This is a genomic window from Kribbella endophytica (assembly GCF_054781295.1).
Genome location: NZ_BAAGUR010000005.1, coordinates 292,458 through 311,419 on the forward strand (window position 1 = coordinate 292,458; position 18,962 = coordinate 311,419).

Annotated in this window: 19 protein-coding genes; 12 read left to right on the forward strand and 7 right to left on the reverse strand. The window is 69.4% G+C overall.

Annotated elements, in window-relative coordinates; all coding sequences use genetic code 11:
* Positions 1 to 29 precede the first annotated feature (29 nt).
* Positions 30 to 854, reverse strand: coding sequence for an SDR family oxidoreductase (locus tag ACYVIO_RS37345; RefSeq protein ID WP_460655716.1), 825 nt, complete (start codon positions 852 to 854; stop codon positions 30 to 32).
* Between the two features lie 60 nt (positions 855 to 914).
* On the opposite strand from ACYVIO_RS37345, the gene ACYVIO_RS37350 reads away from it, so the two are divergent.
* From ACYVIO_RS37350 to ACYVIO_RS37365, 4 genes are all read left to right on the forward strand, one after another.
* Entirely contained in the window at positions 915 to 1,487 is a 573-nt protein-coding gene (locus ACYVIO_RS37350) for a TetR family transcriptional regulator (protein WP_460655717.1), read from the forward strand.
* Between the two features lie 95 nt (positions 1,488 to 1,582).
* The gene (cobF, locus tag ACYVIO_RS37355; RefSeq protein ID WP_460655718.1) at positions 1,583 to 2,335 is read left to right on the forward strand and encodes a precorrin-6A synthase (deacetylating); all 753 of its coding nucleotides are present in this window, start codon (positions 1,583 to 1,585) and stop codon (positions 2,333 to 2,335) included.
* Between the two features lie 134 nt (positions 2,336 to 2,469).
* The gene (locus ACYVIO_RS37360) at positions 2,470 to 3,204 is read left to right on the forward strand and encodes a chitinase (protein WP_460655719.1); all 735 of its coding nucleotides are present in this window, start codon (positions 2,470 to 2,472) and stop codon (positions 3,202 to 3,204) included.
* 84 nt (positions 3,205 to 3,288) lie between these two features.
* A complete protein-coding gene (locus tag ACYVIO_RS37365; protein ID WP_460655720.1) occupies positions 3,289 to 4,878 on the forward strand; it encodes a carboxylesterase/lipase family protein in 1,590 nt (529 codons plus the stop codon).
* Here ACYVIO_RS37365 and ACYVIO_RS37370 read toward each other — a convergent pair.
* Positions 4,875 to 5,474 (reverse strand): TMEM175 family protein, encoded by a 600-nt coding sequence (locus ACYVIO_RS37370; RefSeq protein WP_460655835.1) that lies wholly within the window; start codon positions 5,472 to 5,474, stop codon positions 4,875 to 4,877. The genes ACYVIO_RS37365 and ACYVIO_RS37370 overlap by 4 nt on opposite strands.
* Positions 5,475 to 5,554: 80 nt before the next feature.
* Here ACYVIO_RS37370 and ACYVIO_RS37375 point away from each other — a divergent pair, with 80 nt between their 5' ends.
* The 8 genes from ACYVIO_RS37375 to ACYVIO_RS37410 all read left to right on the forward strand — a co-directional run bounded on the left by ACYVIO_RS37375 (position 5,555) and on the right by ACYVIO_RS37410 (position 13,276).
* On the forward strand, positions 5,555 to 6,727 hold the full coding sequence (locus ACYVIO_RS37375; RefSeq protein WP_460655721.1) for an MFS transporter: 1,173 nt from the start codon (positions 5,555 to 5,557) through the stop codon (positions 6,725 to 6,727).
* A gap of 24 nt (positions 6,728 to 6,751) precedes the next feature.
* Positions 6,752 to 7,882: a precorrin-3B synthase gene (cobG, locus tag ACYVIO_RS37380; protein ID WP_460655722.1), complete on the forward strand. Its 1,131-nt coding sequence runs from the start codon at positions 6,752 to 6,754 to the stop codon at positions 7,880 to 7,882.
* On the forward strand, positions 7,879 to 8,511 hold the full coding sequence (locus ACYVIO_RS37385) for a precorrin-8X methylmutase (RefSeq protein ID WP_460655723.1): 633 nt from the start codon (positions 7,879 to 7,881) through the stop codon (positions 8,509 to 8,511). The genes cobG and ACYVIO_RS37385 overlap by 4 nt, the downstream gene beginning before the upstream one ends.
* A complete protein-coding gene (locus ACYVIO_RS37390; RefSeq protein ID WP_460655724.1) occupies positions 8,508 to 10,022 on the forward strand; it encodes a precorrin-2 C(20)-methyltransferase in 1,515 nt (504 codons plus the stop codon). The genes ACYVIO_RS37385 and ACYVIO_RS37390 overlap by 4 nt, the downstream gene beginning before the upstream one ends.
* 78 nt (positions 10,023 to 10,100) lie before the next feature.
* A complete protein-coding gene (locus ACYVIO_RS37395; protein WP_460655725.1) occupies positions 10,101 to 10,793 on the forward strand; it encodes a hypothetical protein in 693 nt (230 codons plus the stop codon).
* A 90-nt stretch (positions 10,794 to 10,883) separates the two neighbouring features.
* Positions 10,884 to 11,564, forward strand: coding sequence for a hypothetical protein (locus ACYVIO_RS37400; protein ID WP_460655726.1), 681 nt, complete (start codon positions 10,884 to 10,886; stop codon positions 11,562 to 11,564).
* A gap of 508 nt (positions 11,565 to 12,072) precedes the next feature.
* The gene (locus tag ACYVIO_RS37405) at positions 12,073 to 12,777 is read left to right on the forward strand and encodes an SDR family NAD(P)-dependent oxidoreductase (RefSeq protein ID WP_460655727.1); all 705 of its coding nucleotides are present in this window, start codon (positions 12,073 to 12,075) and stop codon (positions 12,775 to 12,777) included.
* A 10-nt stretch (positions 12,778 to 12,787) separates the two neighbouring features.
* Entirely contained in the window at positions 12,788 to 13,276 is a 489-nt protein-coding gene (locus ACYVIO_RS37410) for a 2,4'-dihydroxyacetophenone dioxygenase family protein (protein WP_460655728.1), read from the forward strand.
* Here ACYVIO_RS37410 and ACYVIO_RS37415 read toward each other — a convergent pair.
* The 5 genes from ACYVIO_RS37415 to ACYVIO_RS37435 form a co-directional block, all read right to left on the reverse strand.
* Positions 13,273 to 14,352: a LacI family DNA-binding transcriptional regulator gene (locus ACYVIO_RS37415; protein ID WP_460655729.1), complete on the reverse strand. Its 1,080-nt coding sequence runs from the start codon at positions 14,350 to 14,352 to the stop codon at positions 13,273 to 13,275. The genes ACYVIO_RS37410 and ACYVIO_RS37415 overlap by 4 nt on opposite strands.
* Positions 14,353 to 14,416: 64 nt before the next feature.
* Entirely contained in the window at positions 14,417 to 15,766 is a 1,350-nt protein-coding gene (locus ACYVIO_RS37420) for a GH1 family beta-glucosidase (protein WP_460655730.1), read from the reverse strand.
* 30 nt (positions 15,767 to 15,796) lie between these two features.
* A complete protein-coding gene (locus ACYVIO_RS37425) occupies positions 15,797 to 16,690 on the reverse strand; it encodes a carbohydrate ABC transporter permease (RefSeq protein WP_460655731.1) in 894 nt (297 codons plus the stop codon).
* Positions 16,687 to 17,619 carry a carbohydrate ABC transporter permease gene (locus tag ACYVIO_RS37430; protein ID WP_460655732.1) on the reverse strand — a complete coding sequence of 311 codons (933 nt, stop codon included), beginning with the start codon at positions 17,617 to 17,619 and terminating at the stop codon, positions 16,687 to 16,689. The genes ACYVIO_RS37425 and ACYVIO_RS37430 overlap by 4 nt, the downstream gene beginning before the upstream one ends.
* Position 17,620: 1 nt before the next feature.
* Entirely contained in the window at positions 17,621 to 18,961 is a 1,341-nt protein-coding gene (locus tag ACYVIO_RS37435; protein ID WP_460655733.1) for an ABC transporter substrate-binding protein, read from the reverse strand.
* Position 18,962: the final 1 nt, after the last annotated feature.

An 18,962-nucleotide genomic window follows, 5' to 3' on the forward strand; every position in this document is an offset into this window, starting at 1 on the left:
GTCGGTTCTACTGACTTCTAAATTAGCAGTTACGCGTCGGTGCTGTGCGCCAGGGTCTTGCCGGGCTCCAACTCGACGAGCCGTTCGCGCAGGGCGCCGATGACCTGAGCGTACGAGTCACTGCCCAGCAGCAGCCGTTTCACCGCACGCTCCTCGTCCGCGGCATCGATGATCGCGCGGGCGACCTTGGCCGGATCGCCGACCGGCAACTCCCCCGCGCCGGCCCGGCCGCGGATGGAGCCGACCACCGTCTCGTCGTACGCCGGGAGCGCGGTCGCGAAGGCCATGCTGCGGCCGGTGAACTCGGTGCGCGAACCACCCGGTTCGACCAGCGTGACGCCGATGCCGAACGGCGCGATCTCGGGGATGACGGACTCGTAGAAGCCCTCGATCGCCCACTTGGTCGCGTGGTAGATGCTCAGCGCCGGGACCGAGACGTGCGCGCCCATGCTGGACAGCTGCATGATCCGGCCGCCGCCCTGCGCGCGCAGGTGCGGGATGACCGCACGGGCGAGCTGGATCGAGGCGAGCAGGTTGGTGTCGAGCTGACGTTCGACCTCGGCGTCGGAGTACTCCTCGGCGGCGCCGAGCAGCGCGTAGCCGGCGTTCGAGACGACGACGTCGATGCGGCCGAGCTCGGCGAACGCCTGGTCGACGACCGCGCGGAGGGCGGGAGTGTCGGTGACGTCGAGGGTGGCGGACCAGAGCTGATCGCCGTACCGGTCGGCCAGGTCGGCGATCGTCTCCGGGCGGCGGACGGTGACGGCGACGCGGTCTCCGCGGGCGAGCAGTTGCTCGGTCAGGTGGCGGCCGAAGCCGGACGAGGCGCCGGTGATGAACCAGGTCTTGCGCATGATGGACCTCCTACTGAGTGTCTAAAGTGGGACTCAGTACCAGAATGTACACTAGGGCTCATGACAGGATTTCGGGATCGGGCTCGGCGGGCAGTACGCGCCGAGGTGGCGGGGGTCGGGTTCGGGTTGTTCGCCGAGCACGGGTTCGACCAGGTGACGGCGGATCAGATCGCGGCGGCCGCGGGGATGTCGCGGACGAGCTTCTTCCGGTACTTCCCGACGAAGGAGGACGTCGTACTCGGTCACCTCGAGGAGATGGGCGAGGAACTGACGGCGGCACTCGCCGCACGGCCGGCCGGCGAGGGGGCGTGGGTGGCGCTGGAGCAGGCGTTCTACGACCAGTTCGGGGAGACGCTGGAGGATCCGGAGCGGGCGTTGCGGCTGGCGCGGATGATGCAGGAGACGCCGGCGTTGCGGGCTCGGCAGCTGGAGAAGCAGCAGAAGTGGCAGGAGCTGCTGACGCCGGAGGTCGCGCGCCGGCTGCGCATCACCGACGAGCCGTCGGATCCGCGAGCACGAGCGGTCGCGGGAGCAGCGCTGGCATGCCTGGACGCTGCGAACGTCGCGTGGATGAACTCGAACGGCGAGAAAGACATGCGAGAGCTGATCCACCAGGTGATGTCGAGCCTCTGATGCACCCCCCGGATCCACGCGCTCCGCGCGAGATCCGGGGCGGAGGGTGGGGGGAAGGGAGCGGCGGGAGCGGCGCGGTAACTAGGCTCCTCCGCATGGAGATCTTGGTGATCGGGATCGGGGCCGGGGATCCGGACCACCTGACGATGCAGGCCGTGCGGGCGATCGAGCGGGCCGACGTGTTCTTCGTGCTCGACAAGGGGGAGGTCAAGCAGGAGCTCGTCGACCTGCGGACCGAGATCCTGCAGCGGTACGCGCCGGGCACGAAGGTCGTCGTGGGGCGCGATCCTGAGCGGGATCGCAGCAGTACGGCGTACGTGGAGTCGGTCGACGACTGGCGGCGTCGGCGGGCCGACGTGTGTGCGGGGCTGATCGCGCAGGAGTTGAGCGGCGATCAGGTCGGGGCGTTCCTGGTCTGGGGCGACCCCTCGCTCTACGACAGCACGCTGGCGATTCTCGACGACATCCTGGCGCGGGGTGAGCTGGAGTTCGGCATCGAGGTGATCCCGGGGATCAGCAGCGTGTCCGCGCTCGCCGCCAAGCACCGGATCGGGCTGAACCAGGTCGGTAAACCGATCCAGGTCACCACCGGACGGCGGCTGAAGAAAGGCTGGCCGGAGGGCGTCGACGACGTCGTCGTGATGCTCGACGCGCAGACCGCGTTCACCGCGCACACCGACCAGGACGCCGACATCTACTGGGGTGCCTACCTCGGTACGCCGGACGAACTGCTGGTCGCCGGCAAGCTCTCGGAGGTGGCCGGCCAGATCGAGAAGATCCGCGCCGAAGCCCGCGAACGGAAGGGCTGGATCATGGACACCTACCTGCTGCGCCGCGGCCACCGGTAAGTAGTCAGTTGATCACGCAACGCGGCTACCTGTAGATACGCAGGGAGATTTCATATAGCTTCGAACCTGTCCCACCGCCCCCAACGGGCCGTGCCCCGCCCCCACCTGGCACGGTCGAGGACAGGAGATCCACCATGAGAATTCCGCGATTCGTGCGCGCGCTGCCGGCCCTGGTAGCGCTCGGAGCGGCGATGTCGATGGTGCTCACGGCACCCGCCGACGCCCGCGAACAAGTCCCGGACGGCGTCCAGGCCTTCCCGGTCAGCGAGTCCCAGTTCAACCAGATGTTCCCGAGCCGGAACCCCTTCTACACCTACTCCGGCCTGATCGACGCGCTCGGCGCCTACCCCGGCTTCGCCAACACCGGCGACGACGCGACGAAGAAACGCGAGGCCGCCGCGTTCCTCGCGAACGTGAACCACGAGACCGGCGGCTTGGTCTACATCAAGGAGATCAACGAGGCCAACTACCCGCACTACTGCGACTGGGGTCAGCCGTACGGCTGCCCGGCCGGACAGGCGGCGTACTACGGCCGTGGCCCGATCCAGCTGAGCTGGAACTTCAACTACAAGGCCGCGGGTGATGCCCTCGGCATCGACCTGCTCGGCAACCCCTGGCAGGTCGAGCAGAACTCGGCGATCGCCTGGAAGACCGGCCTCTGGTACTGGAACACCCAGACCGGTCCGGGCACGATGACTCCGCACAACGCGATGGTGAACGGCGCCGGCTTCGGCGAGACCATCCGCAGCATCAACGGGTCGATCGAGTGCAACGGCGGCAACCCCGGCCAGGTGCAGAGCCGGGTCGAGGCGTACCAGCGCTTCACCTCGCTGCTGGGCACCGATCCCGGCGGCAACCTCTACTGCTAGCCGATCCGGGTTCGACCAAAGGTGTAGGTGGCCTGGCCGTCCGGCCGAAGCGGGTCCTGCCCGCGAGGGCCGAGGCTGCTGGGCATGACCAGAAAACTCGGTAAGAAGAAAGTGCGGCTGGCACTGGCTCTCGTGCTGGTGCCAGTCGCGCTACTGACCAGCAAGGTGTCCGCCTCCGCCAGCGACGCGCTGGAGGTCCGCACCGACGCCGGCGTACTGCGTGGTGCGGTCTCCGGCGAGACCCGGGTCTTCAACGGCATTCCGTACGCCGCTCCGCCGGTCAAGGACCTGCGCTGGAAGGCACCGCAGCCGGTGACGCCGTGGACCGGGGTCCGCGACGCCACGCAGCACCGCAGCGCCTGCCCGCAGCAGGACAACTCCGAGGCGCCCGGTGGGTCCACCAACGAGGACTGCCTCTACCTGAACGTCACCACCCCGGCGAAGGACTCGGCCAAGCCGCGGCCGGTCGTGGTCTGGATTCCCGGCGGCGGGTTCTTCTCCGGTGCCGGTAGCAACTACGGCGCGGCCAAGCTGGCCACGCGGGGCGACGCAGTCGTCGTCACGATCAACTACCGGCTCGGCATCTTCGGGTTCTTCGGCTACCCGGGCCTGAGTGGGTCCGGTACGTACGGGCTCCAGGACCAGCAGGCCGCGCTCCGCTGGGTGCAGCGCAACGCCCGCAGCTTCGGCGGTGACCCCAGGAACGTCACCATGGCAGGCGAATCGGCCGGTGGGATGAGCGTCTGCGCGCAGCTCACTTCGCCGACGTCCACCGGGCTGTTCTCGAAGGCGATCATGCAGAGCGGGTCCTGCGCGTTCAGCTGGGCCGACAACAGCCAGTACCCCGGCCAGGCGGCCGACTCGTTCTGGGTCCCGCAGAGCCGAGTCCAGCAGACCGGTGTCGAGTGGGCCGCGGCCACCAAGGACAAGCTGAAGTGCAAGCCGGGTCAGGCGATGCTGGACTGCCTGCGGGCGGCGGACCCCGCCGTACTGACTGCGGAGACGATGCAGTTCACGCAGTCGGCGTACGGCGGTAGTGCGGTGCTGCCGATCAACCCGGCGAAGGCTCTGAAGGCCGGCCTGTTCCACCGGGTGCCGGTGCTGTCCGGCAACAACCACGACGAGGCCACTGCTTGGCTGGTCGCGTTCAACGGCGGCAAGATCACTGACGCCGACTACCCGCGGCTGGTGAAGGACATGGTCGGTGCGAAGCGGGCTGCCGCCGTACTGCGTGAGTACCCGCTGAAGAACTACGCGTCGGCGGCGGAGGCGTGGGCGACGGTGACGACGGACCGGATCTGGTCGTGCACGCAGGTCACCAGCGACCAGCAGGCCGCGCGGAAGGTGCCGGTGTACGCGTACGAGTTCGCGGACAAGCACTCGCCGCTGTCGCAGCCCGGCCAGGGCGCTGCCCACGCCACGGAACTGCCGTACCTGTTCATGCTGGGCGGCTGGGACGCACCGCTCACGCCGACGCAGCAGCGGCTGTCGGACCAGATGGTCGACTACTGGACGGCGTTCGCCCGCACCGGCAACCCGAACGGCCCGGACCGCCCGCACTGGGCACCGGTCGGCCACGGCGACGTCAACGGGCTCTCACTGGCGCCGAGCGACCAGGGCGGGGTCAAGAAGGTCAACCTGACCGCAGAGCACCACTGCGACTTCTGGAACTAGGCGTTCCTCCTGGCCAGCGGCCGGCTGATCACGGGGGTGAGGAACAGCAGGAACAGGGCGTAGAAGCCGACCTTCGGGATCAAGGCGGCGAGGACGAAGGCCAGGGCGAACAGGCCCGCGGTGACGATCGAGTTGATCAGTTCACCGCGGGTCACCGGGTTGTCCGGGTCCTCGATGTCCGGGTGCCGGCGGATCATCAGCACCAGGCCGGACTGAAAGAGACTGAGCACGAGGATCGTGCCGATGTAGAGCCCGCTGGTGAACCTGCTGGTCTCGAACGACCCGATGATCTCGGTCGGGAACGGCAGGATGACGATCAGCAGCAGCCAGCCGAGATTCAGCTGGATCAGGCGGGTGTTGTACCGGCGGACGTGCTCGAACACGCGGTGGTGCACCAGCCAGAACCGGACAATCACGACGAAACTCAGCAGGAACGTGAAGATCTGCGGCCGGTGCTCGGTGATCACCTCGACCGCGGTCAGGCCCTCGGTCTTCGACTCGGTCACCACCTCGACCAGCGGCAGGATCAGCAGCGTGACGGCGATGGCCACGACGGCATCGGTGAACAGCACCAGGCGGTCCGGGTTCCTCGTCATACTCACGGGCGACCACGGTAGTGGATCAGGAGGGCGGGAATCCGCCAGCGTTGCCACGAGCAACCAGGTGGACTGGCCGCATGCCTGGTTCAGTGCTGGTCCGTACGCCGGTGGTCCGGTGGCTCGGGGTCGTCGCGGTGACGCTCGGGATCTTCTCCATCGTCACCGCCGAGATCCTGCCGATCGGGCTGCTGACCCCGATCGGCGCGGACTTCGAGCTGTCGCCCGGGCGGACGGGCTGGCTGATGACAGCGCCTGGCCTGGTCGCGGCGGTCGCCGCGCCGGTGGTCACCGTGACGACCGGGCGGGTCGACCGGCGGGTGATGCTCGGGGTGCTGATGGTCGTGCTCGCCGGGGCCGACCTGCTGGCCGCGGTCGCCAGCGCGTACTGGCTGGAGCTGGTGGCACGGGTGCTGGTCGGGCTGGTGATCGGCGGGTTCTGGTCGATCGGCGCCGGGCTGGCGGGGCGGCTGGTGCCGGAGCACCAGGCCGGGCGGGCGACCGCGGTGATCTTCTCGGCGGTACCGCTGGGGTCGGTGCTCGGCGTACCGGCGGGGACGTTCCTCGGCGAGCACGGCGGGTGGCGGTTCCCGTTCGTGCTGCTGGCCGGGCTGAGTCTGCTGGTGCTGGTGGCGCTCATCCTGTTCGTGCCGCCGCTGCCGGCTGAGGAGGTGACGCGGCTGGCGGTGCTGCGGGAGGTACTGCGGCTCCGGCAGACGCGGGTCGGGCTGGTGGCGACCTGTCTGATCGTGGTGGCGCACTTCGGGACCTACACGTACGTGACGCCGTTCCTGCGGGACGTGACCGGCGTACGGCCGGAACTGATCAGCACGTTGCTGCTGGTGTACGGCGTGGCTGGGCTGGTGGGTAACGGCCTGGCTGGGCTGACGGTCAGCAGGTGGTTGCGGCTGACCTTCGTCAGCGCCGCCGGGCTGCTGGCCGTGGCGACACTGCTGCTGCCGCTGCTCGGGCGATCGACGCTGGGCGCGGCTGGGCTGCTGGTCGTGTGGGGACTCGCGTACGGCGCGGTGCCGGTCTGCTCGATGAGCTGGTTCGCGGCGGCGGCGCCTCAGGCACGGGAGGCGGCGACTGTGCTGTTCACCTCGTCGTTCCAGGCGACGCTGTCAGCCGGGGCGCTGGCCGGTGGGTTGCTGCTGGACCGGACGTCCGTGTCGGTGGTGATGGTGTGTGGTGGGCTGACCGCGCTGGTGATGGTCGGGGTGCTGCTGCGCGGTGACGCAGAACACAGCTGATGGGTGGGACGTAGCATCACGGCTGTGACCAGCACTGGGAGGAGTCAACCGGACCGTTGTCCTGGTGTGCTCTCGGTGCATCAGGCGGCTGATGGTGGGCTCGCGCGGGTGAGGCTGCCGGGTGGGGTGCTGAGCCCGGTGCAGCTGCGGGTACTGGCGGAGGCCTCACGCGAGCTGGGTGACGGGAACCTGGAGCTCACCTCGCGGGGGAACGTCCAGATCCGGGCGCTCAAGGCTCCGGAGGAGCTGTCGGACCGCCTGTACGACGCCGGGCTGCTGCCGTCGATCACGCACGAGCGGGTGCGGAACATCCTGGCCTCTCCCCTGTCCGGGCTCGACGGGTCGTACGACGTGCAGGCGCTGGTTGGTGAGCTGGACCGTGGGCTGTGTGCGTCGCCGCGGCTGGCTGGGCTGCCGGGGCGGTTCCTGTTCGCGCTGGACGACGGGCGTGGGGACTTGGCTGCGGTCGGGGCGGATGTCGGGGTGCGAGTCGTTGGGGATCAGGTGGCGTTGCTGCTGGCTGGTGAGGAGACAGGCGTTCGGCTGGCGCCGGCTGAGGCGCCGCGGGTGATGCTGCGGGCTGCTGAGGCGTTCCTGGAGGAGCGGGACGGCGAGTGGCGGCTGAGTGAGCTGGCGGCCGGTGTGGCCAAGGTGCTGAGCAGGCTGGGCTACAGCAGCAGGTCTTCAAAGGATTTGATGCCAGCCGGTGAGCCGGTGCGCGCGGGGCTCTACACGCCGGGGTTGCTGGTGGCGACCGTGCCGCTGGGGAGTCTGGGGCCCGAGCAGGCCGCCGTACTGGCCGAGGCCGAGCAACTGCGGGTCACACCGTGGCGGTCGGTCGTGGTGGTCGGCGGTGACGTCGACCGGCTGCAGCAGACCGGTCTGGTGGTGGACAGCGAGTCGCCGTGGACCAGAGTGACGGCCTGCGCCGGCAAGCCTGGCTGCGGCAAGGCGCTGGCCGACGTACGGCGTGACGCTCGGCGGGTGACGCCGACGCTTCAGCCGGGGCGCAGGCCGGTGCACTGGTCCGGATGTGAGCGGCGGTGTGGGCAGCCCGCGGGAGACTTCGTGGACGTGCTCGCGCTGACCGACGGGTACTCGGTCGACGGTTCAGAGGCCGTGACCGCCGAGCAGAGTGTGATGAGGATGCGGTGAGCCAGTACGAGTACGAGACCGACGGGGCCGAGATCTACCGGCGGTCGTTCGCGACGATCCGGGCCGAGGCCGCGCTCGGTGACCTGCCGCCGGACGTCGCGCAGGTCGCCGTCCGGATGATCCACGCCTGCGGGATGACCGATCTGGTCACCGACATCGCGTGGTCCTCCGGGGTGGTCAAGGCTGCGCGCCAAGCGCTGCGGCAGGGCGCGCCGATCTTCTGCGACGCGGCGATGGCCGCGGCGGGGGTCACGCGGCGGAGGCTGCCGGCGGACAACGAGGTCGTCTGCACGTTGAGCGATCCGGGCGTGCCCGAGCTGGCGAAGAGTTTGGGGACTACCCGGAGTGCGGCTGCGCTGGACCTTTGGGTCGACCGACTTGAAGGGGCAGTCGTTGCTGTAGGCAACGCTCCGACCGCGCTCTTCCGGTTGCTCGAGCTGATCGAGGCTGGCGCGCCCAAGCCGGCTGCCGTGCTGGGCATCCCCGTCGGGTTCATCGGCGCGGCCGAGTCCAAGGAGGCGCTCGCGGCGAACGACCTGGGGCTGGAGTACCTGGTCGTCCGCGGCCGCCGGGGCGGCAGTGCGATCACCGCCGCCGCCATCAACGCGATCGCTAGCGAGGAAGAGTGACGGGACGGCTGTGGGGTGTCGGGCTCGGCCCGGGCGACCCCGAACTGGTGACGGTGAAGGCCGCGCGACTGATCGGCGCGGCCGACGTGATCGCGTTCCACAGCGCGCGGCACGGGCGGAGCATCGCCCGCTCGGTCGCGGCGCCGTACCTGCGGGACGGTCAGGTCGAGGAGCACCTGGTCTACCCGCTGACCACCGAGACGACCGACCACCCGGGCGGCTATCAGGGGGCGATGGACGACTTCTACGCGGAGTGCGCGCAGCGGTTGGCCGCGCACCTCGACGCCGGGCGCGACGTCGTGGTACTGGCTGAGGGCGATCCGCTGTTCTACGGGTCCTACATGCACATGCACAAGCGGCTCGCGGACCGGTACAATTGCGAGGTCGTGCCGGGGGTGACGTCGGTGAGCGCGGCGGCCGCCGTACTGGGTCGGCCGTTGTGCGAGCGGGACGAGATCCTGACTGTGCTGCCTGGAACGCTGCCGCCGGACGTGCTCGCGCAGAAGCTGCGGGAGACCGATGCCGCCGCGGTGATGAAGCTCGGGCGGACGTTCGGCAACGTGCGTGAGGCCTTCGAGCTGGCGGGCCGGGCGGACGAGGCCTGGTACGTCGAGCGCGCGACGACGGAGAACCAGCGGACCCTGCCGCTCAGCGAGGTGGACCCGGAGTCGGTGCCGTACTTTTCGCTGGCGCTGCTGCCGAGCCCGATCAACAACACCTTTGAAAGGCCTGAACAGCACAAACAAGAAGAAGGGTCCGTGACCGTCGTCGGTCTCGGGCCTGCCGGCCCTGAGTGGATGACCCCCGAGGTCCGGGCCGCGCTCGCGTCCGCCGACGACGTGATCGGCTACGGCCCGTACGTCGACCGCCTGCCCGACCGCGCCCGCCAGCGCAAGCACGGCTCGGACAACAAGGTCGAGTCCGAGCGGGCCGCGTTCGCGCTCGATCTCGCCCGCAAGGGATCCCGAGTCGTGGTCGTCTCCTCCGGTGACCCCGGCGTCTTCGCGATGGCCAGCGCGGTCACCGAGGTCGCCTCCGAGCCCGAGTACGCCGACCTCGCCGTCCACGTCCTCCCCGGTATGACCGCCGCGCAGGCTGTCGCCAGTCGCGCCGGTGCGCCGCTCGGGCACGACTACTGCGTGCTCTCGCTCTCGGACCGCCTCAAGCCGTGGGACGTGATCGCCGCCCGCCTGACCGCGGCCGCGACCGCCGACCTGGCGATCGCGATCTACAACCCGGCGTCCAAGTCGCGCACCTGGCAGGTCGCCGCGACGCGCGAGCTGCTGCTCGAGCACCGCGACCCGAGTACTCCGGTGATCGTCGGCCGCGACGTCGGTGGGGCGAACGAGTCCGTCACGATCACCACGCTCGGTGAGCTCGACCCGGCCACGGTCGACATGCGCTGCCTGCTGCTGATCGGGTCCTCGCAGACCCGGGCGGTCGAGCGTCCGGGCGGACCGTTGGTGTTCACCCCGCGCCGCTATCCGGACGGCGTACAAGACCCGGGTTAAATCTGCGGCCGTGGTGAATGAGCCACGCAACTCCTGGGTAGGCCCCCGCACGAGGCGCCCCCCGTGAGGAGAAATGTTGTGGTTCAGCCGTTCGAAGACCCTGGCACGCTGACCGAACTGCGGCCCGATACGAGCACGCGGCGCTACGAGGAAGCGCGGGCGGCGGCTCACCGGGCCATGTCGACGGTCCGGATCGTCCCGGACCAGCCCGAGACCGAGCCCGAAGCCGTCGAGACCGAGCAGCCGGCGTACCGGGGGTTCAAGGCCGGGGCGGCGTTCTTCGGCTGGCTGATCGCGCTGTCGATGACGGTCTTCCTGAGCCTGGTGGTCGCCGGGCTCGGTGGGCTGGCCGGCTACGTCCTCGACTACACGCTGATCGACGCGCGGCAGCGACCGACCGAGGTCGCACTGGCCGGGGCGGTCGGCGTGACGGTCGTGCTGAGCCTGGCGTACTTCTGCGGCGGGTACGTCGCCGGCCGGCTCGCGCGGTTCGACGGGAAGCGGCAGGGCTTCGGCGTCTGGCTGATCACCGTGCTGGTGGTCGTGCTCATCGCGGGAATCGGCGCCGCGCTGAACGTCTGGTACGACACGGTCAGCCGTTTCGACCGCACCGACCTGCCGCTGCGCCTGGGCACGCTCGACTCCGACCTCCTCCTGTACGGCGGCCTGGCGACCGCGGGCGCGGTCGTCCTCCTCACGATGGTCTTCGCGATCCTCGGCGGCCGCGCCGGGCGGCGCTTCCACGACAAGATCGACGCCGAGCTGGACTAGTCCGCCCGGGAATCGGACGCTGCGCATAGGCGCGTGTACGGCCGGGTACGGGAGGTGAGAGACGGGGCCGTCCCTGTGAGGAGAACAGCCATGGTCCAGCAGTACCGTGACGACACCGACGCGCGCGTCGGTCCGCCCGAGCAGCGCTTCGCGCCCGACCGGACCGCGACGCAACCGGTGGTCGAGGAAGGCCCGGTCGACGAGCGCAAGCCGTTGCACCGCTCGAACATCAAGACGTCCACCGCGGCCGAGGTCGACCCGGCGTACCGCGGGTTCAAGGGCGGCTCGGCGTTCTTCGGCTGGCTGATCGCGATCGGTCTGATCGTGCTGCTGACCGGGATCATCAGCGCGATCGCGGCGGCGGTCGACTACGCGGTCACCATCGACCGTGGGCTGATCGACGAGCAGGCCGGCACGATCGGGATCGTGTCCGGCGCGCTGCTGCTCGTCGTACTCGCGATCGCCTACTACAACGGTGGGTACGTCGCCGGCCGGCTCGCGCGCTTCGACGGTGCGCGGCAGGGCTTCGGCGTCTGGGGCATCGGCGTGGTGGTCACGCTGATCGTCGCCGGGATCGGCGCTCTGGCCGGTTCGCAGTACGACGTACTGGACCGCGTGGACCTGCCGTCCATCCCGATCGCCGACGCCGATCTCACCACCGGCGGGCTGATCCTCGGTGCGGCCGTGCTGGTCGTCACGCTGCTGGCCGCGGTCATCGGCGGCAAGGCCGGCCAGCGCTACCACCACCGGATCGACCACAGCTTCGACTGACATCACCGGAGAGGCCGGATGCCCCCGTCCGTCTCTCACCCTCCCCGAAGCGGGGGAAGCCCGGGCCCTCCCTCCGGCTTCCCCCGCTTCTTCTTTGCTGTTGCGTCCGAAGAAGCGTCATCACCCGACACCTACAAGTACCGACCCCCGATCGATGGCTGGTACCTGATAGGTGTCGGCGCGCTGAGCTCCCAAGTACCAACCCCCGATCGGTTGCTGGTACCTGATAGGTGCCGGCGCGCTGAGCTCCCAAGTACCAACCCCCGATCGGTTGCTGGTACCTGATAGGTGCCGGCGCGCTGAGCTCCCAAGTACCAACCCCCGAGCGGTGGCTGGTACTCGGTAGGTGTCGGCGCGCTGAGCTCCCAAGTACCGACCCTCGATCGGTGGCTGGTACTTGGTAGGTGCCGGCCTGGTGCTTGGTAGGTGTCGGGTGAGGGCGGATCGGACCTATCCGGCTTCCGGGAGGTGGTGGCCGGAGGACGTGGCGCGCGACAGGATCGACGGCATGTCAGGTCGGAGTGCGTTGGTGATCGGCGGGACCAGCGGGATCGGTGCCGCCGCCGCGCTGCGGCTGGCGCACGATGGGGCGAAAGTGGTCGCGGCCGGGCTGAACCCGGACGCGGCTCCGGCGGAGCTTCGTCAGGTGGCGGAGCTCCGCGCTCTCGACCTCCGCTCCCCCACCGACCTGGAAGACCTCGTCACGCCGTACGGCGAACTGGACGTGCTCGTCAACGCCGCCGGCATCATCCGCCGCGGCGACGAGCACCGGCCGGAGGTGTTCGCCGAGGTGCTCGCGATCAACCTCACCGGCGCGATGCGCGCCGCCGAGGCCGCGCACGACGCACTGGCGGCCACCAAGGGCTGCATCGTCAACGTGGCCTCGATGCTCAGCTACTTCGGCGGCCCACTCGTCCCGGCGTACAGCGCCAGCAAGGGCGGCATCGTCCAGCTGACCCGTTCGCTCGCGGTCGCCTGGGCGGCCGAGGGCATCCGCGTCAACGCCGTCGCGCCCGGCTGGATCTCCACCGATCTGACCGCCGCGCTGCAGGCGGATCCCGAGGCCTCCGATCGCATTCTCGGCCGGACCCCGATGGCCCGCTGGGGGACGCCGGCCGAGGTGGCCGGCGCGATCGCGTTCCTCACCGGCCCCGACGCGGGCTTCGTCACCGGTGCCGTCCTGCCCGTCGACGGCGGCTACCTCAGCGCCTGAAGGAGAGCACGTGAGCCAGATCCCCATCTCGACCGCCGTACCGCTGGAGATCGCCGTCCAGGCAGTGCCCGACGACGACCGCGTCTGGGTTCCGCAGGCGCCCGACGTGTGGTTCCGACCGTTGATGCTGAACACGATCACCGGCCAGTGGTGCAACCTGCTCAAGGTCACCCGGTCCGGCATCGTGTCCCGGCACCGGCACCCGAGCGCCGTGTTCGGCTACGTGATCAAGGGCAAGTGGCAGTACGACGAGCACGAGTGGGTCGCCGAGACCGGCTCGTTCGTCTACGAACCGCCCGGCGAGATCCACACCTTGCGGGTGCCCGAGGACACCGGCGAGATGATCACGTTCTTCAACATCTCCGGCGCGATGATCTACGTCGACGACGACGGCCACCAGATCGGCTACGAGGACACGTTCACCAAGATCCAGCTCTGCCGCGACCACTACGCCGCCAACGGCCTCGGCGCCGACTACGTCGACCAGTTCATCCGTTAGGCGGACTCACGAACGACCAGCTCGGTGGGGAGGATGCGGGTTTCGGCGTCCTCGCCGCGGATCTGGCGGAGGAGGACATCGACCATCTCGCGGGCGACCAGCTCGAGCGGCTGACGGATCGTGGTGAGCGGCGGGTCGGACTCGCGGGCGATGCGGGAGTCGTCAAAACCACCCACAGCCACGTCGTCCGGCACCCGTCGCCCGGCTCGCCGTAGCTCGACCAGCGCACCCGACGCCAGCAGATCGGAGGCAGCGAAGACAGCATCCAGGTCAGGACTCTTGGCCAGCAGCTCGTGCATGGCCCGTACGCCGGCCTCGTGGCTGTAATCGTCCACGGACACCACCAGCCGCTTCAGCGCCTTGCGGCCGAGCACGTCCTGGTAGCCCTGCAGCCGCTCCTGCCCACCGGCGATCTGCGGCGCGCTGATCATGCCGATCCGCTGGTGCCCCTGCTCGACCAGGTACCTGGTCATCTGCCGGGCGCCCTCCCGGTCGTCGGCAGCGACGTACGGGAGCACGTCGCCAGGGACCAGCGGGCGTCCACACACCACAGCCGGTACGCCGGCCCGGGCCAGCTCGGTGATCAGCGGGTCGCCGGAGTGGGTGGAAATCAGCAGGACGCCGTCGACGTGCTCACCGCGCACGTACCGCAGGATGCGGTTGCGCTCCTCGTCACTGGTCTCCAGCATCAGCACCAGGTTGACGTCCTGCTCGGCCAGCGCCTGCGTGCAGGAGCGCAGCAGCACGCTGAAGTTCGGGTCCTCGAACAGGCGCTCCTGCGGCTCGGACAGCACGAAGCCGATCGCGTTGGACTGCTTGGTGACCAGACTGCGGGCGCTCTGGTTCACCGTGTAGCCGGTCTGCTCCATCGCCTGCTGCACGGCCTCCAGCGACGCGGCGCTGACGTAGTGACCGCCGTTCAGCACCCGGGAGACCGTGCCCCGGGAGACTCCGGCCAGCTCGGCGACGTCGTCGATGGTCGGACCGCGCCGCATCGCTCGCCGGGCCGCGCCACGGGACTTGGGATGGACCACAGGCGGTTCGGCCTTGGTCCTGGATGACGTCCTGCCTGCCACGTGTCCCACTCCTCGTTGTCCCCTGGCGCGGCCTCATCATCTCAGGCGGCTGAGTTGTTGGCGGTCACCGCCGGGGTACGGCGTTGTCGCGGGCCACCTGCCCGAGCCAGCCGGCGCTGGTCTTCGGGGTCCGCTGCTGCGTTGCGTAGTCGACGTGGACCACTCCGAAGCGCTTGGCGAACCCCTCCGCCCACTCGAAGTTGTCCAGCAGCGTCCAGACGAAGTAGCCGCGCACGTCCACGCCGTCCTGGATCGCCTGGTGCAGCGCGAGCAGGTGGCCTTGCAGGTAGTCCACTCGCAGCGGGTCGTCGACCGAACCGTCAGCAGCCGGTACGTCGTCGTACGCCGCGCCGTTCTCGGTGATGTAGAGCGGCGGCAGGCCGTCGTACGTCGCAGTGAGGTCGGCGACGACCTCCCGCAGCCCGTCCGGCTGCACCGGCCAGTCGACCGACGTCACCGGGACGCCTTCAGGCAGTACGGTCTTGGCGAACAGCGGTCCGCTCTCGCTGGCCTGGACCAGCATCCGCCGGTAGTAGTTGATGCCCAGGAAGTCGATCGGCGCGCTGATCAGCGGCAGGTCGCCTTCCTGCACCCATTCGAAGCTCCCGAGCCGCTCGACCACATCCTCCGGGTAGGCGCCCCGCAGTACCGGGTCCAGGAAGAGGCGGTGGCTGTCGCCGTCCAGCCGCCGGGCCGCAGCCTGGTCGGCCTCGCTGGAAGTAGCCCCCTCGACCGGACTCACGTCCAGCGTCAGTCCGACCGACTGGCCGGCCGCATGGCGCCCGTCGCGCAGCACCTGCAGGCCGAGCCCGTGCGCGAGCAGCAGGTGGTGCACGGCCCGGTTGCGCTGGTCCTGGTCCTTGATGCCCGGCGCGTGGATGCCGTCGCCGTACCCGGCATGGCTGGAGACCTTCGGCTCGTTCAGCGTGATCCACTGCTCCACCACGTCGCCCAACGCGTCGTGCACCACTCCGGCGTACTCGGCGAACCTGTACGCCGTGTCACGCGCGGCCCAGCCGCCCTTGTCCTGCAGGGCTTGCGGCAGGTCCCAGTGGTAGAGCGTCACGTACGGCGTGAGGTCGCGGGCGAGCAGTTCGTCCACCACCCGGCGGTAGTGGTCGATGCCCTTCTGGTTGAGCGCGCCCGAGCCGTCCGGCTGGATCCGCGGCCAGGCGATCGAGAACCGGTACGCGCCGAGCCCGAGGTCGGCCATCAGCGCGACGTCCTCGGGGTACCGGTGGTAGTGGTCGCACGCGACGTCCCCGGTTTCCCCGTTGGCGATGGCGCCCGGGACCCGGCAGAAGGTGTCCCAGATCGACGGGCCGCGCCCGTCGGCGTCCACCGCGCCCTCCACCTGGTACGCCGCGGTCGCGGCGCCCCAGACGAAGCCGTCGGGAAAACGTGCGTCAGACATGGAGGTCCTCCAGGAGATGGTGGGAAGGGTTCAGCCCTTGACGGCGCCGCTGACCAGGTCGATGCGCCAGTAACGCTGCAGGAACAGGAAGAGCGCGATCAGCGGCAGCACCGAGAGGAAGGCGCCCATGATCACCAGCGAGTACAGCGCGGGCTGACTGGCGCCCTGGTTGAGCATCGAGAACAGGCCGACCGTCATCGGGAAGTGCCGGTCGTCGGAGATCATGATGTAGGGCAGCAGGAAGTTGTTCCAGATCGCGACGAACTGCAGCAGGAACACCGTGATCATGCCCGGGATCATCGGCGGCAGGCCGATCGACCAGGCCAGCCGGTACTCCCCCGCGCCGTCGATCCGGCCGGCCTCCAGCATGTCGTCGGAGACCACCGCCGCGGCGTAGATCCTCGACAGGTAGATGCAGTACGGGCTGATGATGCTCGGCAGCAGCACCGACCAGTACGAGTTCACCAGCCCGAGCTTGGACATCAGCAGGTACTGCGGGACGGCCAGCGTGATCTGCGGGACCAGGACGCCGGCCAGGATGCAGCGGAAGATCGCCTCCCGCCCGGCGAACCGGTACTTGGCCAGCGCGTAGCCCGCGGTCACCGAGACCGCGACCGACAGCAGCGAGCCGGCGCCGGCGTACAGGAGGCTGTTGAGGGCCCACTTCCAGAAGATGCCGGAGCGGAACTCCAGCAGCGTGCGCAGGTTGTACTCGAAGCCGCCGTTGAAGCTCGGCCAGAACGAGAACGTGGTGAACAGGTCGTTCGGCCCCTTGGTCGCCGCGATCACGACCCAGGCCACGGGCATCAGGCAGTACAGGGCCCCGAGCAACAAGATCGCCGTGGAGATGTAGCGGGTCTTGCGTGGCTTGCGGGCGGTCGTCCGGACGGTGGGCGCCGAACGTTCCAGGACGGCGGTGGTCATCGGTCCTCCCCGAAGGCACGCTTCTGCAGGAAGCTCAGGACGGTGAGCGAGACGGCGAGCGTGCCGGCCGCGAGCAGCACCGAGGCGGCCGCCGCGGTGTAGATGTCGTTGTTCACGAAGGCGTCGCGGTAGATCGTCATCAGCGGCACCCAGGTGAACGAGATCGAGTCGGTCAGGGGTTGCAGCGTGGACGGCTCGCTGAACACCTGCAGCGACGAGATCAACGAGAAGATCCCGGTCATCACCAGCGCGGGCGCGATCAGCGGAACCTTGATCCGCAAGGCGATCTGCAACTCGCTCGCGCCGTCCACCCTCGCGGCGTCCTGCAGTTCTTCGGGCAGGCCGCGCAGGGCGGTGTAGAGCACGATCATGTTGAAGCCGACGCCGCCCCAGATGCCGATGTTGGCGACCGAGAACAGCACGGTGTCCGGCCCGAGGAAGTCCGGCGCGGGCAGCCCGATCTTCTCCAGCGTCGCCCGGATCGGGCTGACGCCCGGCAGGTAGAGGAAACCCCACAGCAGCGACGCGATCACCCCTGGTACGGCGTACGGCAGGAAGATCCCGAGCCGGGTGAACGACTTCAGCCGGGCGCCTTGGCTGTCCAGCAGCAGGGCGAACAGCAGCGCGAGCCCGAGCATCACCGGGACCACGATCACGCCGTACCCGAGCATCCTCAGGACGGACTGCGCGTACGCCGAGTCGGTGATCGCGCCGGCGTAGTTGGCCAGGCCGACGAACGACTCCTTGCGCAGCCCGAGGCCGCCGCCGGTCACCCGGGACGCCCGCAGGCTGAGCCAGAGCGTGTAGCCGATCGGGACCAGCAGGAACAGCACCAGCAAGATGATGGCCGGGAGCATCAACACGTACGGCGCGGGACCACCTTGGCGCCGCGGACGGCGGACCCGGGTGGTCAGCGGAACGGCCGACACCTCAGGACTCCTTGACCTGGAAGCCCTGCTTCTTCAGGTCCGCGACCGAGGCCGCCTGCAGCTGGTCGACGGCGGCGGCGAAGTCGCCCTTGATCTGGACCGCCTTGGCGAACAGGTCGGAGTACTGGCTGTAGGTGACGTTGACGTTCGGCGCCCAGGTGAAGCCGCGCGCGGTCTTCGCGATCGTCGCGGCCTCGGTGAAGAAGGTCGGCTGGTTCGGCATCATCGCCGGGGCCTTGCTCAGCGCGGGCGTCGACTGGCCGGCCGTCGCGGCCGGGTAGATGCCGCCCGAGGTGACGAAGGCTTCGAGTGCCGCCGGGTCGGTGTTGAGCCACTTGACGAACTTCTGCGCCTGCGCGGTCTGCTTCGACTTGGCCGCGATCGCGGTCGCGGAGCCGCCCCAGAAACCGGTCACGGGCGTGGCGTCCCACTGCGGCATCGGGACCATCTTCCACTTGCCCTTGGTGGTCGGCGCGACACCTTGCAACACGCCGGCACCCCAGACCGCGCTCGGCCAGGCGAGCAACGTGCCGTCGCTCATGGCCTTGTTCCACTCCGGCGTGTACATCGGCTTGCCTTGCAGGGTTCCGGCGTTGACCAGGTCGCCCCAGAACTTGGCCATCTTCTTGGTCGGCTCGTCGTTGATGCTGACCGACCAGGTGCCGTTGTCGTTGGTCCACCAGTTCGCGCCGGCCTGCTCGGCCAGCCCCGCGAACCAGCCCGGGTCGCCGGAGGAGAACGTCGCGAGGTACCGCTTGGAGTCCTTGGTGCGGACCTGCTCGGCCAGCGCGCCGAACTCGTCCCACGTCTTCGGCACCGTCAGCCCGAACTGCTGGAACAGGTCCTCGCGGTAGTAGAGCATCATCGGCCCGACGTCCTGCGGGATCGCGTACGTCTTGCCGCCGAACGAGGTCAACGCCCAGGTGCCGTCGGTGAACGCCCCCTTCACCTCGGCGGCCAGTCCGCTCAGGTCCGCCGTCACGCCGTTGGTGATCAGTACCGGCAGTGCCTGGTACTCGGCGTGGATCAGGTCCGGCGGGTTGCCCGCGCGGTGGGCGGTGACGATCTTGGTCAGCAGCTCCTCGCCCTGCGCCTGGGCGCTGACGGTGACCTGCTGGGTCGGGTTCTGCTGGTTCCAGATCGCGACGACCTTGTCGATCCCGGTCGTCCACGTCCAGAAGGTCAGCTTGGCCGGCGCGTCCGGGTCGCCGGACGGCTGCGGCGCGGCGGCCGGGTCGTCGTCGGAGCTGGAGCACGCGGCGAGCCCACCAGGAAGCGCCGCGACCAGTCCGAGCCCACCGACCCCGCGCAGGAACTTTCGGCGGTCGAAAGAGTGAACCATG